The 11,558-nt window shown below is 52.9% G+C and carries 10 protein-coding genes and 7 tRNA genes; 16 read left to right on the top strand and 1 reads right to left on the bottom strand.

All coding sequences use genetic code 11. The features are described 5' to 3' along the window. Window positions 1-57 precede the first annotated feature (57 nt). The 7 genes from WCC56_RS12105 (at window position 58) to WCC56_RS12075 (ending at window position 752) form a co-directional block, all read left to right on the top strand. Window positions 58-134: transfer RNA gene (locus tag WCC56_RS12105), tRNA-Met, on the top strand. A gap of 8 nt (window positions 135-142) precedes the next feature. Then, window positions 143-227 (top strand) — tRNA-Leu (locus WCC56_RS12100). A gap of 23 nt (window positions 228-250) precedes the next feature. After that, window positions 251-325: transfer RNA gene (locus tag WCC56_RS12095), tRNA-Gln, on the top strand. Between the two features lie 37 nt (window positions 326-362). Next, window positions 363-437 (top strand) — tRNA-Gln (locus WCC56_RS12090). Window positions 438-478: 41 nt separating this feature from the next. After that, window positions 479-555 (top strand) — tRNA-Met (locus tag WCC56_RS12085). Between the two features lie 7 nt (window positions 556-562). Further along, window positions 563-637 (top strand) — tRNA-Gln (locus tag WCC56_RS12080). Window positions 638-677: 40 nt separating this feature from the next. After that, window positions 678-752 (top strand) — tRNA-Gln (locus tag WCC56_RS12075). Window positions 753-884: 132 nt separating this feature from the next. Here the strand turns inward: WCC56_RS12075 and ubiF are convergent. Further along, on the bottom strand, window positions 885-2,063 hold the full coding sequence (ubiF, locus tag WCC56_RS12070) for a 3-demethoxyubiquinol 3-hydroxylase (RefSeq protein ID WP_424692604.1): 1,179 nt from the start codon (window positions 2,061-2,063) through the stop codon (window positions 885-887). A 112-nt stretch (window positions 2,064-2,175) separates the two neighbouring features. On the opposite strand from ubiF, the gene miaB reads away from it, so the two are divergent. The 9 genes from miaB to WCC56_RS12025 all read left to right on the top strand — a co-directional run bounded on the left by miaB (window position 2,176) and on the right by WCC56_RS12025 (window position 11,526). Then, on the top strand, window positions 2,176-3,600 hold the full coding sequence (miaB, locus tag WCC56_RS12065; protein WP_424692603.1) for a tRNA (N6-isopentenyl adenosine(37)-C2)-methylthiotransferase MiaB: 1,425 nt from the start codon (window positions 2,176-2,178) through the stop codon (window positions 3,598-3,600). A 210-nt stretch (window positions 3,601-3,810) separates the two neighbouring features. Further along, window positions 3,811-4,872: a PhoH family protein gene (locus WCC56_RS12060; RefSeq protein WP_424692602.1), complete on the top strand. Its 1,062-nt coding sequence runs from the start codon at window positions 3,811-3,813 to the stop codon at window positions 4,870-4,872. Continuing rightward, entirely contained in the window at window positions 4,869-5,342 is a 474-nt protein-coding gene (gene ybeY, locus WCC56_RS12055) for an rRNA maturation RNase YbeY (protein ID WP_013201287.1), read from the top strand. The genes WCC56_RS12060 and ybeY overlap by 4 nt, the downstream gene beginning before the upstream one ends. Before the next feature lie 90 nt (window positions 5,343-5,432). Beyond that, a complete protein-coding gene (gene corC, locus WCC56_RS12050) occupies window positions 5,433-6,311 on the top strand; it encodes a CNNM family magnesium/cobalt transport protein CorC (RefSeq protein ID WP_424692601.1) in 879 nt (292 codons plus the stop codon). A 7-nt stretch (window positions 6,312-6,318) separates the two neighbouring features. Then, window positions 6,319-7,851: an apolipoprotein N-acyltransferase gene (gene lnt, locus WCC56_RS12045; RefSeq protein ID WP_424692600.1), complete on the top strand. Its 1,533-nt coding sequence runs from the start codon at window positions 6,319-6,321 to the stop codon at window positions 7,849-7,851. Window positions 7,852-8,278: 427 nt separating this feature from the next. Then, window positions 8,279-9,181 (top strand): amino acid ABC transporter substrate-binding protein, encoded by a 903-nt coding sequence (locus WCC56_RS12040; RefSeq protein ID WP_424692599.1) that lies wholly within the window; start codon window positions 8,279-8,281, stop codon window positions 9,179-9,181. A 201-nt stretch (window positions 9,182-9,382) separates the two neighbouring features. After that, complete coding sequence (locus WCC56_RS12035; RefSeq protein WP_424692598.1) at window positions 9,383-10,123, top strand: amino acid ABC transporter permease; 741 nt, start codon at window positions 9,383-9,385, stop codon at window positions 10,121-10,123. Beyond that, on the top strand, window positions 10,123-10,800 hold the full coding sequence (gene gltK, locus WCC56_RS12030; protein WP_424692597.1) for a glutamate/aspartate ABC transporter permease GltK: 678 nt from the start codon (window positions 10,123-10,125) through the stop codon (window positions 10,798-10,800). Before WCC56_RS12035 ends, gltK begins: the two co-directional genes overlap by 1 nt. Continuing rightward, entirely contained in the window at window positions 10,801-11,526 is a 726-nt protein-coding gene (locus WCC56_RS12025) for an amino acid ABC transporter ATP-binding protein (RefSeq protein WP_424692596.1), read from the top strand. Window positions 11,527-11,558: the final 32 nt, after the last annotated feature.

Here is an 11,558-nt window from a genome sequence, read left to right as displayed (position 1 = left end):
GGTCAACTCCGCATAATGCGCCCCGCAACGCCGATGAAGGTAACGCGAAAAAAAGATGGCTACGTAGCTCAGCTGGTTAGAGCACAGCACTCATAATGCTGGGGTCACAGGTTCGATTCCCGTCGTAGCCACCATCTTTTTTGCGGGAGTGGCGAAATTGGTAGACGCACCAGATTTAGGTTCTGGCGCCGCAAGGTGTGCGAGTTCAAGTCTCGCCTCCCGCACCATTTCCAAAACGGTTTTGCACGGATGGGGTATCGCCAAGCGGTAAGGCACCGGTTTTTGATACCGGCATTCCCTGGTTCGAATCCAGGTACCCCAGCCAGTTTTTTCTGATGGTTTTTGTGCTTTGAAACGGACATTGGGATATCGCCAAGCGGTAAGGCACCGGTTTTTGATACCGGCATTCCCTGGTTCGAATCCAGGTATCCCAGCCAGACTGAAAGAACAAAATGTACAGTTAGACGCAGTAAAATTAGGCTACTTAGCTCAGCTGGTTAGAGCACAGCACTCATAATGCTGGGGTCACAGGTTCGATTCCCGTAGTAGCCACCAATTTTATTGGGGTGTCGCCAAGCGGTAAGGCACTGGTTTCTGATACCAGCATTCCGGGGTTCGAATCCCTGCACCCCAGCCATAAAAAAGACGATTTGCAGCGCAGATCGCAACACCACAATTGGGGTGTCGCCAAGCGGTAAGGCACTGGTTTCTGATACCAGCATTCCGGGGTTCGAATCCCTGCACCCCAGCCAGTAAGTGAAGAAGCCCGCTAACGCGGGCTTTTTTACGTCTGGAGTTTGTAGATCTTCAGCGGAAGCTTACCTGCACAATGTGATGATGGGGTGACAAGCTGCCACCCCATTCCGTTTCATCCCGCCTGATACTTACAACCCTAGTGCGTACTTCAGCGCCTGACGCTTCAATACGCCTGATCGCTCCGCAACCATCAGTCCCAGATTGCGCACAATCCGCAATGGCGCTACGGGTGTACTGAAGGCGAAATAGAACAAATCCATGCCGCTTTGCATCAGCAGATTATCTTTCTGACGCTTGCGTTGATAACGCTGCAGCACCCCTTCAGAAGCCCAGTCTTCAGCCCGGTCACGCGCTGCCACTAACGTATCAATCAGCGCATCCACATCCCGGTATCCCAGATTGACGCCCTGCCCTGCAAGCGGGTTGATGGTATGAGCAGCGTCACCTACCAGCGCCAGACCCGGCTGCACATAACGGGTGGCATGGCGGCGAACTAAGGGGAAAGAACCAGCAGAAACCGGTGTTACCTGTCCCAGACGCTCAGGAAAATGCGCAGTAATCTGCTGGGCGAGTTGCGCCATCGTCATTGCCTGAAGCTGGCGGATCCTTGCCGGGCTGTCGTACCAGACCAGCGATGCCCAGCGATCGAACAACGGAAGAAAAGCTCTTGGGCCATCGGGCGTGAACTGTTGCCAGGTACAATCGCCAGCATCCTGTTCACAGCGTACGCTGATCAACATACAGGACTGGGCGTAATTCCAGCCCCGAATGCCCATTCCAGCCAGCTGGCGAACCTGAGAGTTTGCCCCGTCAGCCCCTACAACCAACCTCGTCGACAGCGTCTGGCCGTTTTCTAAGGTTAATTGCCAGGCGCCGTTGCAAGACTGCATGGTCTGCAATTTGGCCGGAGAAATCAACGCCACACCTTGCTGCTGCAAACGCTGCCATAAAGCCCGCTGCAGGACGCTGTTCTCAACCATATAGCCCAGCTCTGGCAGACCAAGTGACTGCGCATCAAAACTCACTTGCGCCCTGTGCCACTCCCAGGTTTCCAGCTTGCGGTAAGGCGTACACCGCATCGCCTGAACTAACGGCCAGACTTCCAGCTGTTTTAACAGTGCTACAGAGGCTGCACCAATGGCGGAGATCCTCACATCTGGCTGACTGTTGGCATCAAACTCAGCGGGCTCCTGTTGCTCCAGCACCGCTACTTTAAATCCCTGCGCTGCCAGCCCGCTGGCTAAGGCTGCCCCAACCATACCGCCACCAACCACGGTGACATCCCATTTCTCTGTTATTTCTGTCATAAAATTCCTGTCGTTTAGGCCATCCCTACGCCCTTCGCCTGGCCTTGCCTGGCCTAATTCTGTTACCCTTAGTGTACCGGATTTTTCCAGGCCTATTAGCGGTTACGAGCAGATGACAAAAAAACTTCTTATTAAAACCTGGGGCTGCCAGATGAATGAATATGATTCATCAAAAATGGCGGACCTGTTAAACAGCACGCATGGCTATACCCTGACAGAGGTTGCTGAAGAGGCCGATGTCCTGCTGCTCAATACCTGCTCGATTCGTGAAAAAGCTCAGGAAAAAGTGTTCCATCAGCTTGGCCGCTGGAAACTGCTGAAAGAGAAAAACCCTGAGTTGGTGATCGGCGTTGGTGGCTGCGTGGCTTCGCAGGAAGGCGATCTGATTCGCCAGCGTGCGCCTTGTGTAGATATCGTCTTTGGTCCCCAGACGCTTCATCGTTTGCCAGAGATGATCAACACCGTGAAGGGCACCAAAAGTCCGGTAGTTGACATCAGTTTCCCGGAAATTGAGAAATTTGATCGCCTGCCAGAGCCGCGTGCAGATGGCCCTTCCGCCTTTGTCTCGATCATGGAAGGCTGCAACAAATATTGTACGTTCTGCGTGGTGCCCTACACCCGTGGCGAAGAAGTCAGCCGTCCAAGTGATGATATCCTGTATGAAATCGCTCAACTGGCGTCTCAGGGCGTGCGTGAGGTCAACCTGCTTGGTCAGAACGTGAATGCCTATCGTGGGGACACCTTTGACGGCGGCGTCTGCTCTTTCGCCGATCTGCTGCGCCTGGTGGCGGCGATTGATGGCATCGACCGCATTCGCTTCACCACCAGCCACCCGATTGAGTTCACAGACGACATTATTGCCGTTTACCGTGATACGCCTGAACTGGTGAGCTTCCTGCATTTGCCGGTGCAAAGTGGGTCAGACCGCATTCTGACCTTGATGAAGCGCTCCCATACGGCGCTGGAATACAAGTCCACTATCCGTAAGCTGCTTGCCGCACGCCCGGCAATGCAGATGAGCTCCGACTTTATCATCGGCTTCCCAGGTGAAACCCAGCAGGACTTTGAGCAGACCATGAAGCTGATTGGCGAAATCAACTTCGATACCAGCTTCAGCTTTATCTACTCTGCCCGTCCAGGCACCCCGGCTGCGGATTTACCGGACGACGTCAGCGAGGCCGAGAAAAAAGAGCGTCTGTGGTTGCTGCAACAGCGCATTAACCAGCAGGTGATGAACTGGAGCCGCAGCAAGCTGGGTACGGTTCAGCGCATCCTGGTGGAAAGACTCTCCCGCAGAAACGTGATGGAGCTTGCCGGGCGTACCGAATGCAACCGTGTGGTTAACTTCGAAGGAACGCCGGAAATGATTGGTAAATTCGTCGATGTGGAAATCGTCGAGGTCCACACTAATTCGATGCGCGGCGTGGTGGTGTTGAAAGAAGAACAGATGACCCTGCGTTCGGTTGAAGCCCCTGCCGCCGTTATTGCCCGCACCCGCAAAGAAAATGAGCTTGGCGTCGGGACTTTCCAGCCTTGAATCCGCGAATAATTGCGGCGGGCCTCGCAGGTTCGCCGCAACAAATCATCGGCTTACCCTTGCTTTCCGCAAGCGGAGCCCAAATATGTTCTTCAGTGCTTGCGCCTTTTGGCTGCGCCATAAATACTTTCGTTATGGTCCGAAACCTGAAGACGTTGATAGCGCCTGATTATCCTCCTCAACTGGCCCTGCGCGACCCAAAGGATTAGTTTGAATATTGAAACACGCGAAATTACGTTAGAGCCAACAGACAACACCCGTCTGCTGAGCCTGTGTGGCCCTTTTGACGACAACATCAAACAGCTTGAGCGACGTCTGGGGATTGAGATCAACCGTCGTGACAGTGCCTTTAAGCTGGTTGGCAAAGCACTGATTGTTGATGCGGCTGCGCGTATCCTGCGAGATTTATATGTGGATACCGCGCCGGTGCGGGGTCATATCCCGGATATCGATCCTGAGCAAATTCATCTGGCGATCAAAGAAAGCCGCGTGCTTGAGCAAACTGCAGAGAGCATTCCGGAGTTTGGCAAAGCGGTCAATATCAAGACCAAGCGCGGTGTGATTAAGCCTCGTACGCAGAACCAGGCTCAGTATGTAGCCAGTGTCCTCGACCACGATATCACCTTCGGCGTGGGCCCAGCGGGAACAGGGAAAACCTATCTGGCGGTGGCTGCGGCGGTAGATGCGCTGGAGCGCCAGGAAGTTCGCCGTATCATGCTGACTCGTCCAGCGGTTGAAGCGGGTGAGAAACTGGGCTTCCTGCCTGGCGATCTGAGCCAAAAAGTCGATCCTTATTTGCGCCCGCTTTATGATGCCCTGTTTGAAATGTTGGGCTTCGAGCGCGTAGAGAAATTGATCGAGCGAAACGTGATTGAGGTCGCCCCGCTGGCTTATATGCGTGGCCGTACGCTGAACGATGCCTTCATCATTCTGGATGAGGCTCAGAACACCACCATTGAACAAATGAAGATGTTCCTGACCCGTATTGGGTTCAATTCCAAAGCGGTCATCACCGGTGATGTCACCCAGATTGACCTTCCACGTAATCTGAAGTCTGGCCTGCGTCATGCCATTGAAGTGCTTTCTGATGTAGAAGATATCAGCTTTAACTTCTTCCACAGTGAAGACGTGGTCCGTCACCCCGTGGTGGCGAAAGTGGTTATTGCTTATGAAGCCTGGGAAGCCGCCGATCAAAAACGGCGTGATGCGCAGGCCGAAGAGCGAAAACGTGAAGCGCTGGCCCTGCAACAGGCTGCGCAGGAGCAGAAATGAGCACCGTAATTCTCGATTTACAACTAGCCTGCGAGAAACCCGCAGGCTTACCGGCAGAATCTGATTTTCGCCGCTGGCTGGAAGCGGTTTTGCCGCAGTTCCAGGAAGAGAGTGAGGTTACCGTTCGCGTAGTGGATGAAGCCGAAAGCCATGAGCTGAATCACACCTATCGCGGCAAAGATAAACCGACCAATGTGCTCTCTTTTCCGTTCGAAGCCCCGCCGGGTATTGAGCTTCCGCTGCTGGGCGACCTGATTATTTGTCGCCAGGTTGTGGAGAAAGAAGCCGCCGAGCAGGAGAAGCCCGTGCTGGCGCATTGGGCCCATATGGTGGTGCATGGCAGTCTGCATTTGCTGGGCTATGACCACATTGAAGATGACGAAGCTGACGAGATGGAATCGATCGAGACCGAGATAATGCTTGCTCTTGGTTATGACGATCCGTACATTTCGGAGAAAGAGTTACCCTAAGCAGGCCCCTGGCCTGATATGTCCCTGGCCTGTGCAACCGGCAGGCAGGGATATCCCATCACACGACAAGAGTGACCAAACCAAAACGCCATGAGCGATGACCATTCACAGAACAACGACAGTCCCAGTACTAAAAAGGGATTTTTCACCCTTATCCTCAACCAGCTGTTCCACGGTGAGCCCAAAAACCGCGACGAACTGCTGGAGCTGATCCGCGATTCTGAACAGAACGATCTGATCGATCCGGACACCCGCGACATGCTTGAAGGCGTGATGGATATTGCCGATCAGCGCGTGCGTGACATCATGATCCCTCGCTCGCAGATGGTTACCCTGAAGCGCAACCAGTCACTTGAAGAGTGCCTGGACGTGATCATTGAATCCGCTCACTCCCGTTACCCGGTGATCAGCGAAGATAAAGATCATGTTGAAGGGATTCTGATGGCCAAAGATTTGCTGCCTTTTATGAGCAGCGGATCTTCTCCCTTCAGCGTGGAAAAAGTGCTTCGTCCGGCTGTAGTTGTGCCAGAGAGCAAGCGCGTTGACCGTATGCTGAAAGAGTTCCGTTCGCAGCGCTACCATATGGCGATTGTGATCGATGAATTTGGTGGCGTCTCAGGACTGGTCACCATTGAAGATATTCTGGAACTGATCGTTGGCGAAATCGAAGATGAGTATGACGATGAAGAAGATCGTGATATCCGTCAGCTGAGTCGTCATACCTATACCCTTCGTGCGCTCACCCCCATTGAAGACTTCAATGACGTGTTTGAAACCAACTTCAGCGATGATGAGGTCGACACTATAGGCGGTCTGGTGATGCAGGCCTTTGGTCATTTGCCTGCCCGTGGGGAGAGCATTGAGATCGAAGGTTATCAGTTCAAGGTCGCTATGGCCGACAGCCGCCGGATCATCCAGGTCCACGTCAGAATTCCGGAAAACTCGCCGCAACCGATACTGGAAGAATAATTTTCTTATGGCTATTGCCTCACTGTACCAGCGCCAGCGGGTCCGCCTGCTTTTAGCGCTGATAACGGGTGCCCTTGGCACCCTGTCGTTTTCGCCTTATGATTTTTGGCCTGCCGCGCTGGTCTCCCTGGCTGGTTTGCTGGCGTTGACCCTTGACCGCTCTACTCGTCAGGCAACGGCGATTGGTTTTGTCTGGGGAATGGGGCTGTTTGGCAGCGGTATAAACTGGGTGTATGTCAGTATCGCCACCTTTGGCGGTATGCCTGGCCCGGTAAATGTGTTCCTGGTCGTGCTGCTGGCGGCGTATCTGTCGCTGTTCACCCTGCTCTTTGCCGCCCTGCTCAACCGGTTGTTCCCTAAAACATCACTGGTGCGTCTGGTCGTAGCGGCGCCCGTTTTATGGCAAATCACCGAGTTCCTGCGTGGATGGATCCTGACTGGCTTCCCCTGGTTGCAGTTTGGCTACAGCCAGATTGATGGGCCGCTGAAAGGTCTGGGCCCGTTATTTGGCGTTGAAGGCATTACCTTCGTGCTGATGATCGTCTCCGGACTGGCGGTCTATGCGGCGGTAAAACGTCACTGGGTTGCCGGTATTATCGCGCTGGCGTTGCTGCTGCTTCCGTGGCCGCTGCGTCAGATCAGCTGGTATCAGGCAATGCCCGATCGTGAAGTGAATATCGCGCTGGTGCAGGGCAATATTCCGCAGTCGATGAAGTGGGATCCGAATCAGCTGATTAACTCGCTGAAAACCTATACTTCACTCAGCCGTCCTTACGTGGGTAAAGCGCCGATCATTATCTGGCCTGAATCCGCCATTTCCGATCTGGAGTCCAACCAGCAGCCGTTCCTCAAATCCATTGATCAAGAGTTGCGGGAAAATGGCAGCAGTCTGATTACCGGTATTGTGGACTCTCGTCTGGAGAATAATCGCTACCACGACTACAACTCGATCATTGTGCTCGGCGGGGAGACACCTTACGACTACAACAGTACTAACCGTTACCAGAAAAACCATCTGGTGCCGTTTGGCGAGTTTGTGCCGCTGGAAACGTTGCTGCGCCCGCTGGCACCGTTCTTCGATTTGCCGATGTCCTCTTTCAGCCGTGGCTCTTATATCCAGCCCCAGCTGAAGGTGGCTGGCTACAATCTGACAGCCGCTATCTGCTATGAGATTGTTCTGGGCCAGCAGGTCAGGGATAACTTCCGGCCGGACACGGATTTCCTGCTGACAATCTCTAACGATGCCTGGTTTGGCCACTCGATTGGTCCATGGCAGCACTTCCAGATGGCGAGAATGCGTGCCCTGGAATTGGGCAGACCTTTGCTGCGCGACACCAACAACGGCGTGACCGCAGTGGTTAATGCCGATGGCGATGCGGTAGAGATGATCCCGCAATTCCAGTCAGGGGTGCTTTCAACGAAGATCACGCCAACCCAGGGACTGACGCCGTATGCACGCTATGGTAACTGGCCTGTCTGGATCATCACCCTGCTCTTCGGGGCGGGTGCGGTGATTACAGGATTCAGAAACCGCCGTTAATCTCCTGTCAGATGTGACACCAGAACGCTGAACCTTCGGGTTTGGCGTTTTTTTTGCTCCCTTTCCGGCTGCTACCCTCAAGCAGATCCTGCTGGTAAATGATTCGCTACAAACATTTTGGCACGACGATTGCAAAACATTACGGCGAACTCGCTGATTAGTCTGCATAAAGCTTTGCATAAGCGTTCCCGCACCATTGTGGCTCAATGATTGCCCCAGGGCGGAGCATTGTTTTTAACAATGCCTTTATTTGGTGCGGCACGCTTCGCAAAAAAGAAACTTTCTTGTTTCATCGTTTTAACATTCGGCTATGTTATGACTATTCAGGGGGCGATTACGTCCTGGGATAAAAAGAAAAGCAGCAGTTAATAAACATAACATCACAATCGGCGCAATTTTATGACGCCCTTAAACGAAGGAGTTGGAGATGAAATTACGGAAATTAGGCTTGTGCCTGGCACTGGCTGGCCTTGCATCCGGTATCGCCCATGCAGAAGATGCACCACAATCTCCCACCTTAGACAAAATCGCTAAAAATGGCGTCATTGTCGTGGGACACCGTGAGTCTTCTGTTCCTTTCTCTTACTACGATAATCAGCAAAAAGTTGTCGGCTACTCGCAGGACTATTCCAATGCCATCGTGGCAGCGATTAAAGCCAAACTGAACAAACCCGATTTGCAGGTAAAAATGCTGCCGATCACCTCTCAAAACCGTATCCCGCTGTTGCAAAACGGCACCTATGATTTTGAGTGTGGGTCAACCACCAACAACGTTGAGCGCCAGAAACAGGCAGCCTTCTCGGACACTATCTTTGTTATCGGCACCCGTTTGCTGGTGAAGAAAGGCGGTCCAGTTAAGGACTTCGCGGACCTGAAAGGGAAAACCGTTGTCGTGACTTCAGGCACCACGTCCGAAATTCTGCTGAACAAGCTGAATGACGAGAAGAAAATGGAGATGCGCATCATTAGCGCCAAAGACCACGGTGACTCCTTCCGTACGCTGGAAAGTGGTCGCGCCGTAGCCTTTATGATGGATGATGCCCTGCTGGCTGGCGAACGTGCTAAAGCCAAAAAGCCTGATAACTGGGAAATCGTGGGTACACCACAGTCGAAAGAAGCTTACGGTTGTATGCTGCGTAAAGATGACGCCGGCTTTAAACAGCTGATGGATGGCACCATTGCCAAAGCACAGACTTCCGGTGAAGCCGCAAAGTGGTTTGATAAGTGGTTCAGCAACCCGATCCCACCGAAAAACCTCAACATGAATTTCGCCTTGTCTGACGATATGAAAGCGACATTCAAAACGCCAAATGACAAGGCACTGAACTAATAATGAAAATAAGGGCAGCCGCTGGTTGCCCTATGATTGTTGAAAACAGGCTCGGACAGACAACAGCCTGAATAATCTGTAGCAACAAGCTGCGGATAGTCAGGCGAAGGTACGAAGTGGTCGTTCCCCATAACGTGCAACAGAGCCTCTCATCAATCTTCAGGGTAGCCTCGCTACCCTTTTTTTCTTCCGGAGTTATTTATGTCAATCGATTGGAACTGGGGTATTTTTCTGCAAGAAGCCCCCTTCGGGAATACCACCTATCTGGGGTGGCTGTGGTCCGGTTTTCAGGTCACCATTGCTGTGTCAGTTTGTGCGTGGATTATCGCCCTTTTGGTCGGTTCGCTGTTTGGTATTTTGCGTACCGTGCCCAACCGTCTGCTTTCCACTCTCGGCACTTTATACGTTGAACTCTTCCGTAATATCCCGCTGATTGTGCAATTCTTTATCTGGTATCTGGTGATCCCTGAACTGCTACCGGAAAGTATTGGCACCTGGTTTAAATCCGAACTGGATCCGAATATTCAGTTCTTCACCTGCTCGGTGCTTTGCCTGGGCCTGTTTACCGCCGCACGCGTGTGCGAGCAGGTTCGCGCAGCGATCCAGTCTCTGCCTTCAGGTCAGAAGAATGCCGGGCTGGCGATGGGCCTGACGCTGCCACAGACCTATCGTTATGTGCTGTTACCTAACGCCTATCGCGTGATTGTGCCGCCGATGACCTCAGAGATGCTGAACCTGGTCAAGAACTCCGCTATTGCCTCAACTATTGGTCTGGTGGATATGGCCGCCCAGGCAGGCAAGCTGTTGGATTACTCCGCTCATGCCTACGAATCCTTTACCGCTATTACCCTTGCCTACGTTGGCATCAATATCGTGATTATGCTGCTGATGAGTCTGGTAGAACGTAAGGTTCGCCTGCCTGGCGGCATGGGAGGCAAATAATGTACGAATTTGACTGGAGCACGATTGTTCCGAACCTGCCTTATCTGATGAACGGCATGGTCATTACCCTCAAGATTACGGTTACCGCCGTGATTTTTGGCATCGTCTGGGGAACTCTGCTGGCGGTGATGCGCCTGTCGAGCTTTAAACCGATCAGCTGGTTTGCCCGGCTTTACGTTAACCTCTTCCGCTCCGTGCCGCTGGTCATGGTGCTGCTGTGGTTCTACCTGGTGGTGCCCAGCTTCCTGCAAAACGTGCTTGGCCTGTCGCCAAAAACCGATATCCGCCTGATCTCTGCGATGGTGGCGTTCTCTCTGTTTGAGGCCGCTTACTATTCCGAAATCATTCGTGCCGGTATTTTGAGTATCGCCGGGGGCCAGGGGAATGCCGCGCTGGCTCTAGGCATGACTCGCTGGCAGTCCATGCAGCTGATTATCCTGCCTCAGGCGTTTCGCGCCATGGTGCCGCTGCTGCTGACTCAGGGCATCGTCCTGTTCCAGGATACCTCGCTGGTTTACGTGCTCAGCCTTGCCGACTTCTTCAGGACTGCCGACACCATCGGCATTAACAACGGGACTGAAATTGAGATGGTGCTGTTTGCCGGTGCGGTTTACTTCGTTATCAGCCTTAGCGCTTCGCTGTTGGTCAGCTATTTAAAGAAAAAAAGGACGGTTTAAATGATTACCCTGAAAAATGTTTCGAAGTGGTATGGTCACTTTCAGGTGCTGACCGACTGCTCAACCGAAGTGAAGAAAGGCGAAGTAGTGGTAGTCTGCGGCCCGTCTGGTTCCGGTAAATCCACGCTGATCAAAACGGTAAACGGGTTAGAGCCGATTCAGGAAGGCAAGATTGAAGTTAACGGCACCGCCGTGAACGACAAAAAGACCAATCTGGCCCAGCTACGTTCTAAAGTCGGCATGGTATTCCAGCATTTTGAGCTGTTTCCGCACCTGACCATCGTTGAGAACCTGACGCTGGCGCAGGTGAAAGTGCTGAAGCGCAACAAAGAGGAAGCTCGTCAGAAAGGACTGAAACTGCTGGAGCGTGTGGGTCTTTCTGCTCATGCTAACAAGCATCCAGGCCAGCTTTCAGGGGGTCAACAGCAGCGTGTGGCTATCGCTCGTGCGCTCTGCATGGATCCGATCGCCATGCTGTTCGATGAGCCGACGTCTGCGCTTGATCCAGAGATGATCAACGAAGTGCTGGATGTGATGGTGGAACTGGCCAATGAAGGGATGACCATGATGGTGGTGACCCACGAAATGGGCTTTGCCCGCAAAGTGGCCAACCGGGTGATCTTTATGGATGAGGGGAAAATTGTGGAAGATTCGGCCAAGGACGACTTCTTTAACAATCCTCAGTCCGATCGTGCAAAAGACTTCCTCGCCAAGATCCTGCATTAATCTGTAAATCAGGGCGGAACGCTCCGCCCTGA

It is taken from the genome of Erwinia sp. (assembly GCF_049696395.1).
Lineage (GTDB): Bacteria > Pseudomonadota > Gammaproteobacteria > Enterobacterales > Enterobacteriaceae > Erwinia.
The sequence above is the reverse complement of the archived record's forward strand: the minus strand, read 5'-3'. Positions and strand labels throughout refer to the sequence as shown.